The following is a 22,572-nucleotide window of genomic DNA, read 5'->3' on the forward strand; positions in this document are numbered from 1 at the left end:
CTTTCCGTCGTGATGGGAGCGCTTGAAACGGCCAGCGCAGTTTAAGCGGACCGATGCGGATGATCCATGCGATCTTCGCCGCCGTTGTGTTCAGGGCGACCAGCCGAGGCTTTTGGCCAGGGCGCTGCCGGTACGCCGGTAGCCATCGGGACTGAGGTGGATCAAGTCGCGGCCCATCAAACTCGGCTTCGCATGAGCCCAGCCATAGCTGCCGCCCTGGCCTCCCATCAGGTCCTGCCAACTCCATTCCACGCATCCGAACCGGCTGCCGACCGTGCGCTGGACATTTTCGATTTGCCGGTGGACGCGACTATACGCCAGCAGCGGCAAGCGGTTGCCTTTGCCGGAACGCAGTACGCCTCGATCCGGTGGACCGACCAGCAGGCACGATGCAGAGGGAAACACCTGCCGCATATTGGTGAGTGCCTTGCCAAGCAGCGCAGCGTACTTGTCCGCGTCGAAGTCCCGATCGGCACCTTCGTTGGTGCCATATTCGAGCACTACGCCGTCGTAGCTCACGCCGTGCAGCGTCTGTGCGATCACCTTGGGATTGGCGTTGGCCCAACCCTTCACGGTGGCGGATGGCAGGCCGTATACGTCGAAAGTGACGTCCGGCAGCTTCACGGGTTCGAGCACGAAACCGTGCAGCACCAGTTTGCCCCGTGCCACGCGCCACTTGATGGTGGCCATGGGATGGTCGCTGCGCACCGTCAACAGTTCGCTGCCGGTGGTGCTTTCGAGCGTCAAGCTGTGCGTGCCGCCGTCGTCAATGGAGTACTCGATGGTAGCGCCGTCCGGCGTGTCGTAGACCATCTGCACTTGTTGCATTTCGGCCTGGCGCGAGGCGTTGCGCAGATCCAGCCAAAGGTAGGCCTCCGGCCCGGCTTCGACCTCGCGATCGACCAGCGCAGGGCCGATATCGAGCGGCGTGGGAGAGGTATAGGCGATTTCCGTGTTCCACGCCGAACCGATGCAGTACGCCCGCAGTCCCGGCAGGCTCACGTTCGCACGCCCCATCGTTGGCGGCAGGAAACGGGGGCCCACGCTTAGGCCCTTGCCACGCAGGGCGTTGATGAGCGTAGGCATGAACGGACCGGCGGCGATGTGGCTGTCGCCCCAGAAAGCGATGCGGCGCAATGGGCCGTTGCTCAGCGCCAGACCAGGGATGGCGTGCGGATCGAGTGTCGGCTCGTCGCGGACGATGGTGCGTGCGAACGGACCGAGTTCCGCATCGCTGGGCATCTGGTTGCCGGCCAACGATACGGAGGCGGCAGGTTTGTCGGTGGGTGGCTTGGGTGCCGGTGTCGCGCGTGGGCAAACCAGGTCATCAACCTGGTTTGCTGATGTGTCGCCATGCGCCAATGCGGCATGGGGCAGCCAGAGGGCGAGCAGGCCGGCGCAGCAGGCTCTGACGATGAGTGATCGTGTAGCGCCTTGTGCGCAGCTTGTTCTAGTCATTTACGGCTTTCGCTCCGGCCAGACTTTCGTCCAGCCCGTGTTGCTTCAGGTAGGCAAGGTGCTTTTTGTGCAGTTTCCTGGAATAGACGCCGTCAGGCGACTCGCCCAGCATCCGTTGCAGATCGCGCACAACATCACCACGCTCGCCCAGATGGAACGCTTGCGCGATCACGCTCTCGGGCGTGTAAGTGTAGGGCGAGGTCGAGTGAGGGTGACCAAGCGCGGCCACACAGCGCCAACGGCTGAAACCTACGGGTTTGACCAGTACACCTTGCTGATTGGTCCAGCCCTGGGTGGAAATGCGGTTGGCCACTTCGATCTGTTGTTCGGGCGTGGCCTCGGCCGGGGTCGGCGCGAATTGCGTGCCGCCCCAGTTGGCCCAGTCTTCGAGGGTGATGTCCAGCCCGCCCGAGTGTCGTCCGGCATTGCGCCAGTTGGCATCGGTTTCGCACAGCGCCATCTTGCGCCAATAGGTGTCGTCGGCTGCTAGTTGCGGGGCGAGCTCCAGAGTGCTGGGCAACGGCGTGGCTGTCTTGGGCGTTTCGATCGGCGTTTTGTCGTGCATCTGCGCGACTTTCGCATCGCGCGCCAGGTGGCCCGTGCTCAGGATCTCGGAGATGAAAGCGCGCAGGCCGATGCTCGACAGGTGCACGCCATCGGAGACGAAATAGTCGGGCTGGTCTTCGGACAGGTCGCTCCAACGGACCACCACCACGTTCGGGAAATCGGGGGCGACACGATCGATGAGTGCATTGTTGGCTTCCATCCAGCGGCGTGGCACGTGCGTGTTGACGAGCACCACGCGCTTGCAGCCGGCCAGCATGGAAAGCATCAGGCGCAACTGGTCCTCCGTGACATAGCCGTTGGTGCCCAGGTGCAGCAGCACTGCCGCGCGCAATTGATCGGCGCTCTTGAGCGCCTTCAACTGATAGATCATATCGGCGGCCTGCCAGCCCATGGTGGCGTGTACGTCCACGCCGGGCAGCGAGGCCTTGAGCAGCTGGCTCGAGCCCAGCAGCACCGAGTCGCCTATGGCGGTGATGTCGCTGCCCGAAAAAGTTTCCATCACCGGAACATCCGATTGTGCGCCAGGCTCGGGTGTCGGGACCGGCACGACCGGCTCTTCCACCGATGCGGTGGGGGTGACAACCGCTGTGTCTGCGAGGCTTACAGTCAGCGAGGCATACGTCTTCCCGCCACCCTTGCTGGTATCAATCAGCGTGCTGTTATCGGTCGGATTGGGCGGACCGCCGAGGCTCAATGCCTCGCGCACGTCTTGCGCAGGGCTGGCCTCCACGGGCGCCTGCCAGAGGATGGTTCCGATCGTGCCGAAGGCGAACGCGACGCTCAATGCCATGAGCAGTCCGCGCGACCACGCCAGGCGGCGGCGTGAAGCCAGTCGCGCGTCGCGAAAGATGCGCTCGATGGCGCCGTGGCGGATGGGCATTTCAATGAAGCGGTAGGAAAGTGCGGCGATGGCCAGGGTGGCCATGATGCGCAGGGCGAACGCTTCGTTGGCATTCATTCCGCGCAGGTCGATGCCCGGGCGCGTCAACATGAAAATGGGCCAATGCCACAGATAGATGCCATACGAGCGCTCGCCGAGCCAGCGCAGCGGACGCACGTCGAGCCAGCGGCCGAACGCCAGCCCCGGGTGGGTGGCGGCGGCGACCAGCGTGATGCCGGTGGTGGCGGCCAGCAGGAAACCCCATGGGTAGAGCAGGCGAGTCTCTTCGCCCATCATTGCGAACAGGGCGACCATGCCGGCAAGCGCGGTCAGGCCGAGCAACAGGCCAAAGCCGCGTCGGGCCGGGCTCGATGATCGAAGGGTTCGCGCAGGTTCCCACAGCAGACCCAACGCCGCACCCAGCAACAGGGCGAATGCATGCGTGTCGGTGCCGAAATAGAGCCGCGACGGATCCCCCTGTTCGGGATAACCCAGCTTGCGCGCCAGCAGGAACATCCAGCCCGCCGATGCCAGGCCAAGAACGATGGCGAGCAGGGCCAGTACGCGCCGCCCGGCAAGTGGCAACAACAGCAGGACCAGCGGTGCCCACAGGATGTAGAACTGTTCTTCGATGGCGAGCGACCACAGGTGCTGCAGCAAAGGTGGGCGGCCCATTGCCTCGAAGTAGGAAGTGTTGGAGTGCAGCAACTCCCAATTCGTGACATACAGCAGCGAAGCGAGGGTGTCGCCGCGCAGGTGCGCCAGGGCATCGGTCGCGATCAGGGCCGCAGCGACGACGGCAGCCGCCATCATCAGCCATGAGGCGGGCAGCAGGCGCTTGGCGCGCCGCCAATAGAAATCGCCAAGATTCATGCGGCCGGTGGCGTCGGCCTCCCGAGCCAGCAGGCCGGTGATCAGGAAACCGGAGATGACGAAGAACAGGTCGACGCCTAGATAACCACCGCGAGCCCAGCGGAAGTCGGCGTGGAAGAACACGACCGCCGAGACGGCGAGGGCGCGAAGGCCGTCGAGCCCGGGAATTCGTGCCGGGGCAGACGCTGCCCTGTCTGTGGCGAGCCAAGCCGCGTCCGTTCGGCATTCCACTTCCTGCGGATATCTGGCGAGCAGCATGATTCCGTTCTTGGTTGCAGGTGTTGAGGGTCAAGCATGAGCGTCGATTGTGATGGATTCGCGTCCGGTCGGGGCGAATCCCGGGCAGGCCGATGCTTTCTTGCGGTCACACGTCCAGCGTCGCCAGATCGCCTTTCTCTTCGAGCCAGCTCTTGCGATCCGAAGCGCGCTTCTTGGCCAGCAGCATGTCCATCAGCTTGGCGGTGCCGTCGTTGTCTTCCACCGTCAGCTGCACCAGGCGGCGCGTGTCGGGATGGATGGTGGATTCGCGCAGCTGCCCGGGGTTCATTTCACCCAGGCCCTTGAAGCGGGTGACCGTGACCTGGCCTTTCATCTTTTCGCGCTCCACGCGCTGGAGCATGGCCTGCTTTTCGTTTTCGTCCAGGCAGTAGAACACCTGCTTGCCCACGTCGACGCGGAACAGTGGCGGCATCGCCACGAACACATGGCCTTCGCGCACCAGCGTAGGGAAATGGCGCAGGAACAGCGCGCTGAGCAGGGTGGCGATGTGCAGACCGTCGGAATCGGCGTCGGCGAGGATGACCACTTTGCCGTAGCGCAGGCCCGACAGGTCGTCCTTGCCCGGATCACAGCCGATCGCCACCGCCAGGTTGTGCACTTCCTCCGAAGCGAGTACCGAGGTGGATTCCACCTCCCAGGTGTTGAGGATCTTGCCGCGCAACGGCAGGATGGCCTGGAATTCCTTGTCGCGCGCCTGCTTGGCGCTGCCGCCGGCCGAATCGCCCTCCACCAGGAACAGCTCGGTGCGGCTCAGGTCGGTGGCGGTGCAGTCGGCCAGCTTGCCGGGCAGGGCCGGGCCCTGGGTGATTTTCTTGCGCACCACCTGCTTGGCGGCTTTCAAGCGCGCGCTGGCGCGCTCGATCGCCAACTGCGCGATGCGCTCGCCGAGATCGACGTGCTGGTTCAACCACAGGCTGAAGGCGTCGTGCACCACGCTTTCCACCAGCGCGGCGGCGTTGCGCGAGGACAGGCGTTCCTTGGTCTGGCCGGCGAACTGCGGGTCCTGCAGTTTTGCCGACAGCACGAAGGCCAGCCTTTCCCACACGTCTTCCGGCGCCAGCTTCACACCGCGTGGCAGCAGGCTGCGGATATCGCAGAATTCGCGCACCGCATTGGTGAGGCCGCTGCGCAATCCGTTGACGTGCGTGCCACCCTGCACGGTGGGAATCAGGTTGACGTAGCTCTCCTGCACCAGTTCGCCTTCCGGCAACCAGGTGAAGGCGACATCGAGGCCTTCGGTTTCGCGCGTCACATGATGCACGAACAGTTCGGCGGGCAAGCATTCGGCGCCGTCGAGTTCGCCGCGCAGGTAATCGCGCAGGCCGTCCTCGTAGTACCACTCGCTCACTTCGCCGCTGGCTTCGTCGACCAGCTTGACGCTGAGGCCGGCGCACAACACCGCCTTGGCGCGCAGCAGATGCTTCAGCTTGGGCAGCGAGATCTTCGGCGAGTCGAAATATTTCGGATCGGCCCAGAAGCGCACGGTGGTGCCGGTCTTCCTCTTCGGCACCGTGCCGATGGTTTCCAGTGGGCTGGCGCGGTCGCCGTTGGCGAATGCCATGCGGTATTCGTTGCCGTCGCGGCGGATGGTCACTTCCACCTTGTTCGACAGCGCATTCACCACCGACACGCCCACGCCGTGCAGGCCGCCGGAGAAGTTGTAATTCTTGCCGGAGAATTTGCCGCCCGCATGCAGGCGGGTGAGGATCAGCTCGACACCGGGAATACCTTCTTCCGGATGAATGTCCACCGGCATGCCGCGACCGTCGTCACTCACTTCCACCGAGCCGTCGCTGTGCAGGATCACTTCGATCGACTTGGCGTGGCCGGCCAGCGCCTCGTCGACCGAGTTGTCGATCACTTCCTGCGCCAGATGGTTCGGGCGGGTGGTGTCGGTGTACATGCCCGGCCGGCGCTTGACGGGGTCAAGGCCGGAGAGAACTTCGATGTCGGCGGCGTTATAACGGCTGCTCATGGGGCCTGCTGCGTGTTTCGCGGGTAGTCAGACGCGGGAGGATGGGCGGTGGTTGCGCGCAGGTCAAGGGGAGCGCGCAACCCTCATGGCCGTCATTCCCGCGTACGCGGGAATGACGGCCATACATAAGATCGGGGCCGCCAGCGTGCCTATTTAAAGCGGCGCGCAGTGTTTCTCCAGCCATGCCAGATCCGCATCTTCCAGCAAGGGCGCCAACGCGGCGCGCACGCTGGCGTGGTAGTCGTCCAGCCAGGCCCGTTCTTCCGGGCCCAGCAGGCCCGGCTCGAGCGCGCGGCGGTCGAACGGGCAGAGGGTGAGCGTTTCGAAGGCGTAGAACTCGCCGAATTCGGTCTGTTCGGCCTCGACCACCACGGCAAGGTTCTCGTGGCGGATGCCGTGGCGGGCGGGCTTGTACAGACCTGGCTCGATCGAGGTGATCATGCCCGGTTCGAGCGGGACCAGGGTGGCGCCGGACGTCGGCACGCGGATGCTCTGCGGGCCTTCATGCACGTTCAGGAAGTAGCCCACGCCATGGCCAGTGCCGTGGCCATAATCCATGCCGCTGGCCCATAGCGGCGCGCGGGCCAGGGCGTCTAGCTGCTGGCCGCTGGCGCCTTTGGGAAAGCGGGCGCGGGATAGCGCGATCATGCCCTTCATCACCAGGGTGGCATCGCGCCGCTGTTCGGAGGTGGTCGGTCCCAGCGCCAGCACGCGCGTGATGTCGGTGGTGCCGCCCAGGTACTGGCCGCCGGAATCGACCAGCAGCAGGCCATGGCGCTGCAAGCTGTCGTGGGCTTCGGGCGTGGCGCGATAGTGCGGCAGCGCGCCGTTTTCCATGTAGCCGGCGATGGTGGCGAAACTTTCGCCAATGAAATTGGGTTGCGCCGAGCGCTCATCGCGCAGCAGCGCCGACACGTCCAGCTCGGTCTGCGTCATGCCGGCGGCAAGGCGCTCTTCCAGGCGGCGGAAGGCGCGCACCAGCGCGGCGCCATCCCGGCGCATCACTTCGCGCACGTGCTCCAGTTCGTTTTCGCTCTTGACCGCTTTGAATGCGGTGGAAGGGTTGGCGCCCTCGATGCGCTTCACATCGGCGGCGACAGCCTTGAGCACATCGCTTACGACATAGCTGGGATCGAACAACAACGTGTCAGCCGCTCTCAATTCGCCCAGTGCATCGCCCAGGGTGGCGTAGTTGGCGACATAGACCCCATCGGCGATCAATGCGGCGACCACTTCGTCATTGAGCTTGTCCCGATCGACAAACAGCGTGGCCGGTCCGGACGATCGCACCAGCAGGTGGGCCAGGAACACCGGATTGCACTCGACATCGCTGCCGCGCAGGTTGGTAAGCCAGGCAATGTCGTCCAGGCTGGAGACGAGATGGTGCGTGGCGTGCTGCTTGCGCATGGCGCTGCGCAGCTTCTCGAATTTTTCCGCGCGGGTGGCGCCGGCGTAGCCGGCCGGATGTTCGAACACCGGCGCATGGGGCAGGGCGGGGCGGTCGCGCCAGGCCATGCCCGGCAAATCCAGGTCAACGCGCAGACTGGCACCGGCCGCGCCGAGCAGGCTCTCAGTCTGCCGTTGCATGGCCACCGACAGGCTATCGCCGGCTATGGCCGCCACTTCGCCCTGATGCAGATGTTGCTGCAACCAGGTCAGATGTTCGTTCGCTTGTCCGGGGCGCTGCTTCATCAGTGCGATACCACCGCCCGCAAGCTGTTGTTCGGCCTGCGAGAAGTAGCGCGAATCGGTCCACAGCCCGGCCGTCTTGGCGGTAACCACGAGGGTGCCGGCCGAACCGTCGAAACCGGAAAGCCATGCGCGCGCCTGCCAATGCGCGGGCAGGTATTCGGACAAATGCGGGTCCGCGGTCGGAACGACGCAGGCGGCGACGCCGTGCTTGGCCATCGCCTCGCGCAAGGCGGCAATGCGGGCGGGAATGGGAGTGCTCATGGGGGGGATGGTAGCAGGGGTCCTGCTGGGCGTTGGGGGGCGCCCCAACATCCCCCGTTTTTCGTTCCCGCACAGTTGCTGAATTTCGTATCTGGCAGCATTGCCTGCGGCGCTTTCGGTCCCTAAAGGGACCGAGTCACTTTTCTTTGCTGGCCCAAAGAAAAGTAACCCAAAGAAACGGCCTCAAGAGCGTGCGGCACTGCCCAGGTTACAAGCCTGAAGCATGCCGCCATGCTTTGATCGATGGCGGGCCAAGCTTCTGCAGCGCCGCTATACCGCGAGGCGTCGGGGCGCTGAGGGCTTAAAGCGCGCCTGCCGATAGGTTGAGCTGTGCTGAGATCTGCCAGATCTTAAATCCTCAGCGCCTCGACGCCTCGCGGTATAGCGGGGGCTTTGAACCTGGGGCGAGCAACTTTCGATCTGGCGATGGACGTTCAGGCTTTTACTTTACCCATGCCAAGAGCCTTTTAGGCCATTTCTTTGGGTTACTTTTCTTTGGGCCAGCAAAGAAAAGTGACTCGGTCGCTTGCGACCGAAAGCGCCGCAGGCAATGCATCACATGTGCGCGATACAGCAACCGTGCGAAGTCCAAAAACAGGACCGTTGGGGCCTACAACCCCCAACCCACGCCCCACCCGCGACATTCTGTCGGGCAGCCTCCGCGACCCGCGGGCTAGTCACAGCTTGCTGCGGCGCGATATTCTATATGAGTCGTTCCCCACGACACCTCCCAATCAGTCCTTCTTAAGAGTCGTTCGTGAACAAACGTTCCCTCGTCTCCGCCGCGCGCTGGTCGTGCGCTGGCTTCGCTGCGCTGTTGCTCAGCGGCTGCAACCTGGAAGTCCTGTCGCCTGGCGGTGACATCGGCCTACAGGAAAAGTCCCTGATCCTCATCGCCACGGGTTTGATGCTGCTGGTCGTGGTTCCGGTCATTGCCATGACCCTGATCTTCGCCTGGCGCTACCGTGCTTCCAATACCAAGGCCACGTACGCGCCGAAGTGGTCGCATTCGACCGCGATCGAGGCGGTGGTATGGATCATTCCCTGCATCATCATCGCGATCCTCGGCACCATCACCTGGCGCAGCACGCATGCGCTGGATCCGTACAAGCCGCTGGAACATCAGGCCAAGCCGATCACCATCCAGGCCGTGTCGATGGACTGGAAGTGGGTGTTCATCTATCCGCAATACGGTGTGGCGAGCGTCAACGAACTGGCCATGCCGACCGACGTGCCGGTGCATTTCGAGATCACTTCCGACTCGGTGATGAACGCCTTCTTCATTCCGCAGCTGGGCAGCCAGATCTACGCCATGGCAGGCATGGAGACGCAGCTCAACCTGATCGCGAACAAGCCGGGCCAATATGCCGGCCTGTCGAGCAATTACAGTGGTGCAGGTTTTTCCGACATGCACTTCACCGCCATCGCAACTTCCCAACAGGGCTTCCAGGACTGGATCAACAAGGCCAAGGCCAGCCCGGCCAGCCTGGATGACCAGACCTATCACGCGCTGACCCAGCCGAGCGAAAAGATGCCGGTGACGTACTACGCCAACGTCAAGCCGGGCCTGTTCAACAGCATCATCGGCCAGTACATGGGCGATATGCAGATGGACAAGATCGGCGTCGAGCCGCAACAGGCCAGCGCCATTCCCTCGCACATCGATCACGCCAAGGCTGCGGAGTAGGCCATGTTCGGAAAACTTTCTCTATCGGCCATTCCCTACCATGAGCCGATCATCATGGGCACCCTGCTGATGGTGTGCCTCGGTGGTGCGGCACTGCTTGGCTGGGTGACCTACCAGCGCAAGTGGGGCTATCTGTGGACCGAATGGTTCACTACCGTCGATCACAAGCGCATCGGCATCATGTACGGCATCCTGGCGATAGTGATGCTGGTGCGCGGCTTCGCCGACGCCATCATGATGCGCGCCCAGCAGGCGGTCGCCTCGGCGGACGCGGCCGGTTACCTGCCGCCGCATCACTATGATCAGATCTTCACCGCGCACGGCGTGATCATGATCTTCTTCGTGGCCATGCCGTTCGTGGTGGGCCTGATGAACCTGGTGGTGCCGCTGCAGATCGGCGCGCGCGACGTGGCCTATCCGTTCCTGAACTCGCTCAGCTACTGGCTCACCGCTTCGGGTGTGGTGCTGGTGATGCTGTCGATGTTCGTGGGCGATTTCGCCGCCACCGGCTGGCTGGCCTATCCGCCGCTGTCGGAGCTCAAATTCAGCCCCACCGTGGGCGTGGATTACTACATCTGGGCGCTGCAGCTATCCGGCCTGGGCACCACGCTCAGCGGCATCAACTTCATCGTGACCATCCTGCGCATGCGCACGCCTGGCATGAAGCTGATGCAGATGCCGGTGTTCACCTGGACCGCGCTGGTCACCAACATCCTGATCGTGGCGGCGTTCCCGGTGCTGACCGTGGCGCTGGCGCTGCTGGCGGCCGACCGTTACCTGGACATGCACTTCTTCACCAATGAGCTTGGCGGCAACGCCATGCTGTACATCAACCTGATCTGGATCTGGGGCCACCCGGAGGTCTACATCCTGATCCTGCCGTGCTTCGGCGTGTTCTCCGAGGTCGTGGCCACGTTCTCGGGCAAGCCGCTGTTCGGCTACAAGTCGATGGTGTACGCCACCGCGGGAATTGGCGTGGCGTCCTTCGTGGTGTGGTTGCACCACTTCTTCACCATGGGGTCGGGCGCGGACGTGAATGCCTTCTTCGGCATTTCGACCATGATCATCTCGATCCCCACCGGCGTGAAGCTGTTCAACTGGCTGTTCACCATGTATCGCGGCCGCATCCAGTTCAACTTGCCGATGATGTGGACGGTGGCGTTCATGGTCACCTTCACCATCGGCGGCATGACCGGTGTGTTGCTGGCGGTGCCGGGTGCGGACTTCGTGCTGCACAACAGCCTGTTCCTGATCGCGCACTTCCATAACGTGATCATCGGCGGCGTGCTGTTCGGCATCTTTGCCGCGGTCAACTACTGGTTCCCGAAGGCTTTCGGCTTCAAGCTGGAGGAACGCTGGGGCAAGGCTTCGTTCTGGTGCTGGGTGGTCGGCTTCTACCTGGCCTTCATGCCGCTGTACGTGCTGGGCTTGATGGGCATGACGCGCCGCATGAACCACTACGCGAATCCGGCCTGGCAGCCGTACCTGATCGTGGCAGCCGTGGGCGCCGTGTTCATCGCGCTGGGCATCGGCTTCATGCTGCTGCAGTTCGCGGTAAGCATCCGCAACCGCGCCGAGAACCGCGATCTCACCGGCGATCCGTGGGGCGGACGCACGCTGGAGTGGGCTACCAGCTCGCCGGCGCCGTTCTACAACTTCGCAGTGTTGCCGAAAGTGGAGGAGCTGGATCAGTTCTGGGCGGACAAGGAGCACAAGCGCGCCTATCCGAGCCATGCGCGCTACGCAGACATCCACATGCCGCGCAACACCGGTGCGGGCCTGATCATGGCGGCTTTCGGTACCGTGCTTGGCTTTGCCATGGTGTGGCACATCTGGTGGCTTGCCATTGGCGGCCTGCTCGGCATGGTGGGCACTTTTGTCGTCCGCGCCTTCGACACCGACGTGGATTACTACGTACCGGGCGCCGAGGTCGAGAAGATCGAGCGCGCACGCCTGGTGCCGCTCAACAAGCTGATCCAAAACGTGGGCCCGGCGTCGGCCGGCGAGAAGGTGGCTTAATCCATGAGTACCGCAATTACCGCTAACCACGGCGCCATCGCACACGGCGGCGCCCACGAGCACGAGCACCACGACGACGGTTCCAAGACCTTGCTGGGTTTCTGGATCTACCTGATGAGCGACTGCCTGATCTTCTCGGGCCTGTTCGCCACGTTCGCCGTGCTGGGGCATGCCACCGCCGGTGGCCCGAGCGGCAAGGAGCTGTTCGATCTGAAATTCGTGTTTGGCGAAACCATGCTGCTGCTGGTCAGCAGCTTCACCTTTGGCTTGGGCATGCTGAACATGCATGCCGGCCATCGCAACAAGGTGATCGCCTGGTTGTTCGTCACGTTCCTGTTCGGCGCGGGCTTCGTGGGCATGGAAGTCTACGAATTCCATCACCTGGTCGTGTTCGAACACGCCGGGCCGAGCCGCAGTGCGTTCCTATCCGCGTATTTCGGCCTGGTCGGTACCCACGGCCTGCACGTCACCTCCGGCCTGATCTGGCTGGTGGCGATGATGGTCATGGTCGGCAAGTTCGGCCTCAATGACGCCGTGCAGCGCCGTCTGTCGTGCCTGAGCCTGTTCTGGCACTTCCTGGACCTGGTGTGGATCTGCGTGTTCAGTTTTGTCTATCTGTTCGGAGTGCTCTGAAGATGTCGAGCCAGCATGGTCATTCTGACGCCCACCAGCACCACGCCCACGGCAGCCTGAAGAGCTATGTCGTTGGTTTCGCCCTGTCGCTGATTCTTACGCTGCTGTCGTTCGGCTGCGTGATGAGCGGGGCGGTACCGCAGCACCTGGTGGTGCCGGGCATCGTGGTGTTCTGCATCGCGCAGTTGCTGGTGCAACTGGGCTTCTTCCTGCACATGAGTGCGGCCCCGGGGCAGCGCGACAACCTGTCGATCGGTGTGTTCACCCTGCTGATCATCGCCATCGTGGTGGTGGGCTCGCTATGGGTGATGCACAACATGAACCTGTACATGATGCATCCGATGATGCAGTCGACCTCCTCGAGCATCGGCTAAACGACAGCTCCCGATCCTGCCCGGTACCGCGGGCGGGATCGGTCGTAATCGCATGGGATGGCAATCCCAGCTTTCCGGGGTTCCAGATGCTGGGATTGGCATCCCAGCCTACTTTTTTGTGCCGTTTCGGCGCAGCCATCTCGCGGTTGGAACGATCTGCCGCTAAAATGCTGATTTCCAGCACGGCTGCTTTCCATGACCCCCCTGATTTTCGTCACCGGCGGAGTGGTGTCCTCGCTTGGCAAGGGCATCGCGGCGGCCTCGCTCGCGTCCATTCTGGAGGCCCGCGGCCTCTCGGTCACCATGATGAAGCTCGATCCCTACATCAATGTGGATCCGGGCACCATGAGTCCCTTCCAGCACGGTGAGGTCTACGTGACCGACGACGGCGCGGAGACCGACCTGGACCTTGGCCATTACGAGCGCTTCGTCCATACCCGCCTCACCGGCAAGAATTCCATCACCACCGGCAAGATCTACGAATCGGTGATCCGCAAGGAGCGCCGCGGTGACTACCTGGGCGCCACCGTCCAGGTGATCCCGCATATCACCGACGAGATCAAGCACTGCATCCACGAGGCCACCCGTGGCTTCGACGTGGCCCTGGTCGAGATCGGCGGCACGGTGGGCGACATCGAGTCCCAGCCCTTCCTGGAGGCCATCCGCCAGCTGCGCATCGAGCACGGCCCGGAGAAGTGCCTGTTCATGCACCTGACCCTGGTGCCCTACATCAAGGCCGCCGGCGAAATCAAAACCAAGCCGACGCAGCACTCGGTGAAGGAGCTGCGTTCGATCGGTATCCAGCCGGACATCCTGCTGTGCCGCTGCGAGCAGCCGCTGCCGGACAGCGAGCGCCGCAAGATCGCGCTGTTCACCAACGTGCCGGAACAGGCCGTGATCAGTGCGGCCGACGTGGATATCATCTACAAGCAGCCCCTGTGGCTGCACCAGCAGGGCCTGGACGACATCGTCGTGAAGAAGATGGGCCTGGACGCCAAGCCGGCCGACCTTTCCGGCTGGCAGCGCACGGTGGAGGCAGTCGAGCACCCGAAGGACGAGGTCACCGTTGCCATCGTCGGCAAATACGTCGAGCACAAGGACGCCTACAAGTCCTTGGGTGAGGCCCTGCGCCACGGCGGCATCAAGCAGCAGGCGCGCGTGAACCTGAAGTGGATCGATTCCGAGCAGATCGAGGCGGACGGCGCGGCCAGCGTATTGAGCGGGGTCGATGCGATCCTGGTGCCCGGCGGCTTCGGCAAACGCGGCTTCGAAGGCAAGATCCTGGCTTCCAGGTATGCGCGTGAACACGGGGTTCCGTATTTCGGCATTTGCTATGGCATGCACGCGGCGGTGGTGGATTTCGCGCGCAATGTGGCCGGCCTGGCCGACGCCGATTCCAGCGAGAACGACCGCCACACGCCCAACCCGGTGATCGGGCTGATCACCGAATGGACCACGGCGACCGGCGAAGTCGAGCAGCGCAACGAACGCTCGGATCTCGGTGGCACCATGCGCCTGGGTGCGCAGGAGTGCCGCCTCAAGGCTGGCACGCTGGCGCGCCAGCTGTACGGCCAGGACGTGGTGCGTGAGCGCCATCGCCATCGCTACGAATTCAACAATCGCTATCGACAGGCGTTCGAGGACCTGGGGATGGTGATTTCCGGCAAGTCGATGGACGACCTGCTGGTGGAGATCGTCGAGCTGCCGCTGCAGCAGCATCCGTGGTTCCTCGGCTGCCAGGCGCATCCGGAGTTCACTTCTACGCCACGTGACGGCCATCCGTTGTTCATCGGCTTCGTGCGGGCCGCGCGCGAGTTCAAGGCCGTGCGCGAAGGTGAGAAGCTGGCCACGAAGGAGTCGGTTGCATGAAGTTGTGCGGTTTCGAAGTCGGCTTGGACCAGCCGCTGTTTCTGATCGCCGGCCCCTGCGTGGTGGAGTCCGAACAACTGCAGATCGATACCGCCGCCAAGCTGAAGGAAATAACCGGCCGGCTCGGCGTCAACTTCATCTTCAAATCCAGCTTCGACAAGGCGAACCGTTCTTCCGGCAGCAGCTTTCGGGGGCCTGGCATGGAAGAGGGACTGCGCATCCTGGGCGAGGTGAAGCGGCAGGTGGGCGTGCCGGTGCTTACCGACGTGCACGAGTACACGCCGATGAATGAAGTGGCCGCAGTGGTGGACGTGCTGCAGACGCCGGCGTTTCTTTGCCGTCAGACCGATTTCATCCAGAACGTGGCTCGTGCCGGCAAGCCGGTGAACATCAAGAAAGGCCAGTTCCTGGCGCCGTGGGACATGCAGAACGTCGTGGCCAAGGCCAAGGCCGTCGGCAACGAAGCCATCATGGTCTGCGAACGTGGCGCCAGCTTCGGCTACAACAATCTCGTTTCCGACATGCGCTCGCTGAGCGCGATGCGTGAAACCGGCTGCCCGGTGGTATTCGATGCCACGCATTCGGTGCAGTTGCCGGGCGGGCAGGGCACCAGCTCCGGCGGCCAGCGTGAATTCGTGCCGGTGCTGGCGCGTGCTGCCGTAGCCGTGGGCATCGCCGGCCTGTTTGCGGAAACGCATCCGGATCCGAGCCAGGCGCTCAGCGATGGGCCGAACGCATGGCCGCTGGGCAAGATGGAGGCGCTGCTGGAAACCCTGCTCGAGCTCGATCAGATCACCAAGCGCCACGGGTTTCTCGAGAACACCCTGTAAGCTGACGACCCGAAGTTTTACCGCATGGTTGTCGCGGTGCTGTTGGTGGCTATCGCGACCCTGCTGTTTTGGCTCTTCAAGTAATAACCGATTAGGGGCATCACTCAATGACGACACAGATCACCCATATCCACGCCCGTGAAATTCTCGACTCCCGCGGCAATCCCACGCTCGAAGCCGAAGTAACGCTCTCTGGCGGCGCGTTCGGCCGTGCCGCAGTGCCCAGCGGTGCTTCTACCGGTACGCGTGAGGCCGTGGAGTTGCGCGACGGCGACAAGTCGCGTTATCTCGGCAAGGGTGTGAAGAAGGCGGTCGGCAACGTCAACGGCGAAATCGCCAACGCGCTGAAGGGCTTCGAGGCGGCAGACCAGCAAGGTCTGGACAAGAAGCTGATCGGCCTCGACGGCACGCCGAACAAGGGCCGCCTCGGCGCGAACGCATTGCTCGGCGTGTCGATGGCTGCTGCGCACGCCGTGGCTGCTTCGCGTCACGAGCCGCTGTGGAAGTATCTCTCCCACGGCAAGCCGGGCGCGCTGCCGGTGCCGATGATGAACATCATCAACGGCGGTGCGCATGCCGACAACAATATCGACGTGCAGGAATTCATGGTGTTGCCGGTGGGCTTGCCAAGCTTTGCCGAAGCGTTGCGCGCCGGAACGGAAATCTTCCACGCGCTCAAGAGCGTGCTGAAGGGCAAGGGCCTGAATACCGCCGTGGGTGACGAAGGCGGCTTTGCGCCGAACCTGCGCTCGAACATCGAAGCGCTGGACACCATCCTCGAAGCGGTGAACAAGTGCGGCTACAAGGTCGGCAGCGAAATCCTGCTTGGCCTGGACGTTGCCAGCTCCGAGTTCTTCAAGGACGGCAAGTATGATCTGGAAGGCGAGGGCAAGGCCTACACGCCTGTGCAGTTCGTCGACCTGCTGGCAAGCTGGGCGCAACAGTATCCGATCGTCACCATCGAAGACGGCATGGCCGAAGGCGACTGGGACGGCTGGAAGCTGCTCACCGACAAGATCGGCAGCAAGGTGCAGCTGGTCGGCGACGACCTGTTCGTCACCAATCCTTCGATTTTCCGCGAAGGCATCGAAAAGAACATCGCCAACGCGATCCTGATCAAAGTGAACCAGATCGGCACGCTGTCGGAAACGCTGGAAGCGATCGCGATGGCCGACCAGGCCAAGTACGCTGCGATCGTGTCGCACCGTTCCGGCGAAACCGAGGACACCACCATCTCCGACATTGCCGTGGCCACTACCGCCACGCAGATCAAGACTGGTTCGCTGAGCCGTACCGATCGCGTGGCCAAATACAACCAGCTGCTGCGCATCGAAGAGGCGCTGGGTTCGGCCGCGCGCTACGCAGGCCGCAACGCATTCCCGAACCTATCCCATTTGCCCGCTTGAGCGAGGTCTGGTCTTAAACCATGTTGCGTTGGGTCGCCTTGGTCCTGCTATTGATGCTGATTGGCCTGCAGCTTGAGCTGTGGTCCAATCACGGTGGCATGTCCGAGGTGGCCAATTTGCGTGCTGCGGTCAAAAAGCAGCAGGACGAGAACGACAAGCTCACCCAGCGCAACCAGGCGCTCGCTGCGGACGTGAGTGATCTCAAGCACGGTGAGCAGGCGGTGGAAGCGCGTGCACGCGGTGAATTGGGTTTGATCAAGCCGGGCGAGACGTTCTATCAGGTGGTACCGAAGCCGGCGGCAAGCACGGCTGCGCCGGCGGCTGCAGCGACCACTGGCGCCAATTGAGCGTGATAGTTCACTAAAAGCCGCGTAGGCTGGGATGACAATCCCAGCAGCAGTACGTTGCAAAAAAGCTGGGATTGTCATCCCAGCCTACGATTGTCATCCCGGTCCAGCTATGGCCTCTCCCGAAAACGAACTCCCTCGTGCCTACGGCACACCGCCTTTAACGGCAGCACTGCGCAGCATCCCCGAAGACTTCCGCGTCGAGGAAATTCTCGGTTACGAAGCCGACGGCGAGGGCGAGCACGCCCTGCTATGGGTGGAAAAGCGCGAAGCCAATACCGATTGGGTGGCGCGCGAATTGGCGCGCTACGCCGGCGTGTCGCCGATGAATGTCGGCTACGCGGGCTTGAAGGACCGGCATGCCGTGACGCGACAAGCGTTCACCGTGCAATTGCCCGGCAAAGCCGATCCGGACTGGAACGCTTTTCCCCACACGGAAGTGAAAGTGCTGAGCAGCGCACGCCACAAGCGCAAGCTCAAGCGCGGAGCCTTGCGCGGCAATCGGTTCGTGCTGGTGCTGCGTGATGTGCGCGGTGATCGGCTACGCACTGAAGAAGTGCTGCACGCCATTGCTGCCCGCGGCGTACCCAATTACTTCGGCGAGCAGCGTTTCGGGCGCGAAGGCGGCAACGTTGCGCAGGCGAGGGCGATGTTTGCCGGCCGCCGGGTCGATCGCGACAAGCGCTCGATCCTGCTGTCGGCTGCACGCTCGCAAGTTTTCAACGGCGTACTGGCCGCGCGCGTGGAACGCGACGCATGGGACAAGCCGCTGCAAGGCGAAATCTGGTCGCTGGCCGGTTCGCGTTCCTGGTTTGGTCCGGAAGAGTTCGACGCCACGCTCGCCGCACGCCTGGCGCAAGGCGATATCCATCCCTCCGGCCCCCTATGGGGACAGGGTGAGCCGCCCGCTACCGCCACAGCAGGTGAGCTGGAGCGCAGTATTGCTGCGCAATACGCCGATCTCGCCGAAGGACTTGCCGCGGCACGCATGGATCAGGAACGCCGCCCATTGCGCCTCCTGCCGAAGAACCTTGAGTGGCATTGGGTGGATGAGGAAACGCTGCAACTGGCGTTTGAATTGCCAGCCGGCGCTTACGCCACGGTAGTGGTGCGCGAGCTGGTTTTGTAGGCCGGGATTGTCATCCCGGCCTACGCGACGTCATGGGACAGGTCCTGGCGTGCGTCCACGTAAACCCAAGCCCGAGTTCCGGAAGCCATGGTCACGGCGATACGCCGATAGTCGTCGACTTCGTATTCATCGGCTTGCGCCAGCTCGGTATCGGTGATGTCGAATACCGTGCCGCTGACGTGATCGGTTGGCAGGCCGGTAAACAACAGGATCGGATGGTGGGTCTTGCCACTGGCGGCCACCACCTCAGGATCGCTAATTTCGACCTCGGTTTGCACGTATCCGGCCAGTTGGTCGCGCTGGCCGGCCAGCGTGCGGCCGAAGGTGGCGAGCTGCACGTTTTCCTGCTGTAGGGTGCCGTAGGAAAATAGCTTGGGCATGGCTTCATCTATCCTTTCAGCAGGACCACCACGGCGCCCGTGCCACCCTGCATCGGCCGCGCGGAAGCGAAAGCGATCACATCGTCACGGCGGCGCAGCAGGCGATCCGTCAAAGTCTTCAGCACCGGGCCGCTGGCTTTGGAGCGCAGGCCCTTGCCGTGCACGATGCGTACGCAGTGAAAGCCTTGTGCGGAGGCATGGGCAAGAAACTCCGCGATCGTCGCTTGCGCCGCCGCGGCGTTCATGTGGTGCAGATCGATATCGTCCTGCACGCTGAACTGCCCACGCTTGAGCTGGCGCAGCAGTTTCGGCGGATAGCCGTCGCGCAGATAGCTCAATTCCTCGCCCACTTCCATCAGGCCGGGGTCGAAGGCCATGTCCAGCAATTCGCCCGGGACGGCGGCCTCATCCGCTTCCAGCATGTGCGGGTACGGTTCCGGCTTGGGCGACTCCGGCGGCGGGGCGACCGGGTCGAACAGGCGTACCTCGCCGATGGCCTCGCGGAACAGGCGGCTGTCCTCGTCGCTCACAATGGCGGGGGGGCGGCGTTTCATGATCGCCATCGTAGCGAAAGCCATGCAGTGATGGTGAAGAGAAGGTCGTGGCAATCGGAAAAATCGCCGGTGAAACAAACGGTCGGCTCGGTTAGACTCCAAGGTCCAGGGCGCGTGTATCCCGCTACGCGGGCGCACGCCGATCACTAGTCTTGAACGGATCATGATGCGAGTTCTGGTAAGCAACGACGATGGCGTGGATGCGCCGGGCATCCGTGTGCTCGCCGAGCGCCTCGGCGCGGTAGGCGAGGTGACGGTGGTGGCGCCGGACCGGGATCGCTCGGGGGCCAGCAATTCGCTCACCCTCGACGTACCGATTCGCGTCTCGCGCATGGACAACGGGTACTACCGCGTGGTGGGCACGCCGACCGACTGCGTGCACCTTGCGCTGGCCGGCATGCTCGACGAGGAGCCGGATATCGTGGTTTCCGGCATCAACAACGCCGCCAACCTTGGTGACGACGTCATTTATTCGGGGACGGTGTCGGCGGCGATGGAAGGGCGCTTTCTCGGGTTTCCGGCGATCGCGGTGTCGCTGGTCAGCAAGAATCACCAGGGCGAGCACTACGAATCCGCGGCCAAGGCCGTGTTGCTGCTGATGGAGCGCCTGCTGGTCGATCCGCTGCCGGCTGACACCATTCTCAACGTGAATGTGCCGGATCGTCCGTGGGAGGAGATCCGCGGGTTCGAGACCACGCGCCTGGGCAAGCGCCATCGTTCGGCGCCGTGCATCAAGCAGAATGATCCGCGCGGCAGGCCGATCTGGTGGATCGGGCCGGCAGGGGAGGTGGAGGACGCCGGCCCCGGCACCGACTTCCATGCCGTGCAGCACGGCTACATCTCCGTGACACCGATCCATGTAGACCTGACTCGATTCCAGGCGCTGGAGAAAGTCAGCAGCTGGGTTGACGCGTTGAGCAAGAACATGGGCGATCAAGCAAACGGTAAGGCGGCATGATTCATCCCTTGCCGCCATCGGCCTTGAAAGGCGAGGGCATGACCTCGCAACGCGCGCGCGACCGGCTGATTGCGAAATTGAAGGAAGAGGGCATTCGCAACCAGCGCGTACTGGACGTGATGCGCAACCTGCCGCGGCATCATTTCATCGATCAGGCGCTGCATTCGCGCGCCTATGAAAACACCGCGCTGCCGATCGGCCACGGCCAGACCATTTCCCAGCCATGGGTGGTGGCGCGCATGACCGAAGCCTTGCTGGAGCCGTTTGATCCCAAGTCAGGGCGCCCACTGAAAGTGCTGGAGATCGGCACCGGTTCGGGCTACCAGGCGGTGGTGCTGTCGCAACTGGTGCCGCAGCTTTACACGGTGGAGCGCATCGAGGAATTGCTGCGCCAGGCACGCCGGCGCTTCCGCCAGCTCGGCTGCGACAATATCCGCTCGCGCCACGACGACGGCAAGCTGGGCTGGACGGCCGAGGCGCCGTTCGATGCCATCATTCTCACCGCTGCCGGCGATGCCATTCCCACTCCTATTCTCGAACAATTGGCTCCGGACGGCGTGCTGGTCGCGCCGGTCGGCTCCCCCAGCAGTCAGACCTTGATCCGCATGCGCGGCGACGGAAAGGGCGATTTCATGCAGGAAGAATTGGCGGCGGTCAGCTTCGTACCCTTGCTGGGCGGTATTGGCTGATGCGGCTTTTCGGGACACTTTATGCGCGCGTACTGGTGTGGGCGCGCGACCGTCGTGCGGTCTATTACCTTAGTGGCCTGAGTTTCGTGGAGGCCTTCATCTTTCCGATCATGCCGGAAGTGATGTTGGCGCCGATGATGCTGGGCAAGCGCCATCGCGCTTTCTTCTATGCCAACTTGAGTTTGCTGTTCTCGCTGCTCGGTTCGTTGGTGGGTTATGCGCTTGGCCATTGGGCTTTTCATGCGCTCACGCCGCTGCTGCAGTCGCTGCATCTGTACGATTCGATCGAGCGCGGTGTCGAAAGCTTGCGCGCGCAGATGAACCAGCATTGGCTGGAGCTGCTGCTGGTGCTGGTGCTCGCGGCGTTGCAGCCGGTGGTGCCGATGAAGTTCGTCACCTGGGCATCGGGGATCGTCGGGGTGCCGTTGATGCCGTTCCTGCTGTGCATCCTGCTCGGACGAGGCAAGCGCGTGTGGATCTTGGCGCTGCTGATCCGCCTGTTCGGCGAGCGTGCGGAGCGGATCCTGCACAAGCACATCGAATGGATCGGTTGGGCGGCGCTGGTGGCATTGGCGGGGCTCGCCGGTTGGTGGTTCTTCCGGCACTAGTGATGCTCGGGCGTTAACGGCCGGCGATCGGCGCGTATCGATCGCATGAAAACTCTTGGGGACCTCGCTATGCTGGCGCGCATGAATGGATTGACGCGATGGTCCGCATTTGCCGTTATAGCCTTGGCCCTGACCGGTTGCAGCACCGTGGTGGTGCAGCCGCCGCCGAGTGCATCAGGTAGTGCCCGTCCGTTGCCGTCGGCCGCTCAGGCCGGCACTTACACGGTAGTGAAGGGCGATACGCTTTATTCCATCGCCTTCCGCAATGGCGCCGACTTTCGCGATGTCGCCAAATTGAACGGCATTGCGTCGCCTTACACGATCTGGCCGGGACAGGTCCTGAAATTGCCAGGACATGGGGCTGCTCCGGCAGCCGCGCATGTGCCGTCGCCAGTAGTCGCGAAAGCGCCGGCGCCTGCAACAGCGGCCCCAGTGTTCCAGCCGGTTGAGACCAAGTCTGCAACGGCTACGCCGCCTGCGCATGCCAGTTCAGTCGCCACAGCCCCCGCTGTGGCTGCGCATCCCTTGCCGCCGCCGAACGCTGCGCCAGCACCGTCGGGCAACACCGTTGCCGCAAATCCGACACCTGCAACGGCCGCTGCTGCCGCACCCGTAGTTGCAGCGAGCAGTGGTGGTACGCGCGTGGCAGGAGGAGTGAAGTGGCGCTGGCCGGCATCCGGCCAGGTGGTCGGCCGATTCCAGGCCAGTGCCGCCATACCGGGCATCGATGTCGCCGGCAAGCAGGGCGATTCGATAGTGGCCGCGGCGGACGGTACGGTGGTGTACAGCGGCAACGGCCTGGTCGGTTATGGCGAGCTGATCATCATCAAACACAACGACAGCTTTCTTTCCGCCTATGGCCATAACCGCAAGCGGTTGGTGACCGAAGGGCAGCAAGTCAAAGCCGGGCAACAAATTGCCGAAATGGGGTCCAGTGGCAGTACGCGCGACGAGCTGCAATTCCAGATTCGCAAGGACGGCAATCCGGTGGATCCGCTGGAGTACCTGCCGTCGCGTTGAGGATTTTCGAAAGGCTTGGGGTGAGCGCGATGAAGCGGTTGTAGGCGCGTCTTGGCCGGGCAGCGCTTCCTCCCGGCTTGACCC

19 protein-coding genes are annotated in these 22,572 nt (G+C 63.2%); 13 read left to right on the top strand and 6 right to left on the bottom strand.

The features are described 5' to 3' along the window. Positions 1-90: 90 nt before the first annotated feature. The 4 genes from EKH80_RS18060 to EKH80_RS18075 all read right to left on the bottom strand — a co-directional run bounded on the left by EKH80_RS18060 (position 91) and on the right by EKH80_RS18075 (position 7,985). The gene (locus EKH80_RS18060; protein WP_126686187.1) at positions 91-1,458 is read right to left on the bottom strand and encodes an SGNH/GDSL hydrolase family protein; all 1,368 of its coding nucleotides are present in this window, start codon (positions 1,456-1,458) and stop codon (positions 91-93) included. Next, on the bottom strand, positions 1,451-4,036 hold the full coding sequence (locus tag EKH80_RS18065) for an acyltransferase family protein (RefSeq protein ID WP_126686188.1): 2,586 nt from the start codon (positions 4,034-4,036) through the stop codon (positions 1,451-1,453). The genes EKH80_RS18060 and EKH80_RS18065 overlap by 8 nt, the downstream gene beginning before the upstream one ends. 106 nt (positions 4,037-4,142) lie before the next feature. Then, a complete protein-coding gene (parE, locus tag EKH80_RS18070; protein ID WP_126686189.1) occupies positions 4,143-6,032 on the bottom strand; it encodes a DNA topoisomerase IV subunit B in 1,890 nt (629 codons plus the stop codon). A gap of 153 nt (positions 6,033-6,185) precedes the next feature. Further along, positions 6,186-7,985: an aminopeptidase P family protein gene (locus EKH80_RS18075; protein ID WP_126686190.1), complete on the bottom strand. Its 1,800-nt coding sequence runs from the start codon at positions 7,983-7,985 to the stop codon at positions 6,186-6,188. 757 nt (positions 7,986-8,742) lie between these two features. Here EKH80_RS18075 and cyoA point away from each other — a divergent pair. The 9 genes from cyoA (at position 8,743) to truD (ending at position 18,279) form a co-directional block, all read left to right on the top strand. Then, positions 8,743-9,672, top strand: coding sequence for a ubiquinol oxidase subunit II (gene cyoA / locus EKH80_RS18080; RefSeq protein WP_126686191.1), 930 nt, complete (start codon positions 8,743-8,745; stop codon positions 9,670-9,672). Positions 9,673-9,675: 3 nt separating this feature from the next. Beyond that, on the top strand, positions 9,676-11,691 hold the full coding sequence (gene cyoB, locus EKH80_RS18085) for a cytochrome o ubiquinol oxidase subunit I (protein ID WP_126686192.1): 2,016 nt from the start codon (positions 9,676-9,678) through the stop codon (positions 11,689-11,691). 3 nt (positions 11,692-11,694) lie between these two features. Then, positions 11,695-12,324, top strand: coding sequence for a cytochrome o ubiquinol oxidase subunit III (gene cyoC / locus EKH80_RS18090; RefSeq protein ID WP_126686193.1), 630 nt, complete (start codon positions 11,695-11,697; stop codon positions 12,322-12,324). A gap of 2 nt (positions 12,325-12,326) precedes the next feature. Beyond that, entirely contained in the window at positions 12,327-12,698 is a 372-nt protein-coding gene (gene cyoD / locus EKH80_RS18095) for a cytochrome o ubiquinol oxidase subunit IV (RefSeq protein ID WP_126686194.1), read from the top strand. Between the two features lie 195 nt (positions 12,699-12,893). Beyond that, positions 12,894-14,567, top strand: a complete 1,674-nt coding sequence (gene pyrG, locus EKH80_RS18100; RefSeq protein WP_126686195.1) for a CTP synthase — start codon at positions 12,894-12,896, stop codon at positions 14,565-14,567. Then, on the top strand, positions 14,564-15,397 hold the full coding sequence (gene kdsA / locus EKH80_RS18105) for a 3-deoxy-8-phosphooctulonate synthase (RefSeq protein ID WP_126686196.1): 834 nt from the start codon (positions 14,564-14,566) through the stop codon (positions 15,395-15,397). Before pyrG ends, kdsA begins: the two co-directional genes overlap by 4 nt. 107 nt (positions 15,398-15,504) lie before the next feature. Continuing rightward, on the top strand, positions 15,505-16,803 hold the full coding sequence (gene eno / locus EKH80_RS18110; RefSeq protein WP_126686197.1) for a phosphopyruvate hydratase: 1,299 nt from the start codon (positions 15,505-15,507) through the stop codon (positions 16,801-16,803). 20 nt (positions 16,804-16,823) lie between these two features. Beyond that, on the top strand, positions 16,824-17,150 hold the full coding sequence (ftsB, locus tag EKH80_RS18115) for a cell division protein FtsB (protein ID WP_126686198.1): 327 nt from the start codon (positions 16,824-16,826) through the stop codon (positions 17,148-17,150). Between the two features lie 112 nt (positions 17,151-17,262). Then, positions 17,263-18,279 carry a tRNA pseudouridine(13) synthase TruD gene (gene truD / locus EKH80_RS18120; RefSeq protein WP_126686199.1) on the top strand — a complete coding sequence of 339 codons (1,017 nt, stop codon included), beginning with the start codon at positions 17,263-17,265 and terminating at the stop codon, positions 18,277-18,279. Positions 18,280-18,299: 20 nt separating this feature from the next. On the opposite strand, the gene EKH80_RS18125 is transcribed toward truD, so the two are convergent. Together EKH80_RS18125 and EKH80_RS18130 are read right to left on the bottom strand one after the other, a co-directional pair. Beyond that, positions 18,300-18,659, bottom strand: coding sequence for a gamma-glutamylcyclotransferase family protein (locus tag EKH80_RS18125; RefSeq protein ID WP_126686200.1), 360 nt, complete (start codon positions 18,657-18,659; stop codon positions 18,300-18,302). Between the two features lie 8 nt (positions 18,660-18,667). Next, positions 18,668-19,213: a Smr/MutS family protein gene (locus EKH80_RS18130; RefSeq protein ID WP_126686201.1), complete on the bottom strand. Its 546-nt coding sequence runs from the start codon at positions 19,211-19,213 to the stop codon at positions 18,668-18,670. A gap of 166 nt (positions 19,214-19,379) precedes the next feature. On the opposite strand from EKH80_RS18130, the gene surE reads away from it, so the two are divergent. The 4 genes from surE to EKH80_RS18150 are packed head-to-tail and all read left to right on the top strand — an operon-like array spanning position 19,380 to position 22,488. Beyond that, entirely contained in the window at positions 19,380-20,171 is a 792-nt protein-coding gene (surE, locus tag EKH80_RS18135; protein WP_126686216.1) for a 5'/3'-nucleotidase SurE, read from the top strand. A gap of 38 nt (positions 20,172-20,209) precedes the next feature. Further along, positions 20,210-20,860 (top strand): protein-L-isoaspartate(D-aspartate) O-methyltransferase, encoded by a 651-nt coding sequence (locus tag EKH80_RS18140; RefSeq protein ID WP_230473794.1) that lies wholly within the window; start codon positions 20,210-20,212, stop codon positions 20,858-20,860. Then, positions 20,860-21,468: a YqaA family protein gene (locus tag EKH80_RS18145; RefSeq protein WP_126686203.1), complete on the top strand. Its 609-nt coding sequence runs from the start codon at positions 20,860-20,862 to the stop codon at positions 21,466-21,468. The genes EKH80_RS18140 and EKH80_RS18145 overlap by 1 nt, the downstream gene beginning before the upstream one ends. 45 nt (positions 21,469-21,513) lie before the next feature. Continuing rightward, positions 21,514-22,488 (top strand): peptidoglycan DD-metalloendopeptidase family protein, encoded by a 975-nt coding sequence (locus tag EKH80_RS18150; RefSeq protein WP_126686204.1) that lies wholly within the window; start codon positions 21,514-21,516, stop codon positions 22,486-22,488. Positions 22,489-22,572 lie beyond the last annotated feature (84 nt).

Source organism: Dyella choica, from assembly GCF_003977665.1.
Classification (GTDB): domain Bacteria; phylum Pseudomonadota; class Gammaproteobacteria; order Xanthomonadales; family Rhodanobacteraceae; genus Dyella_B; species Dyella_B choica.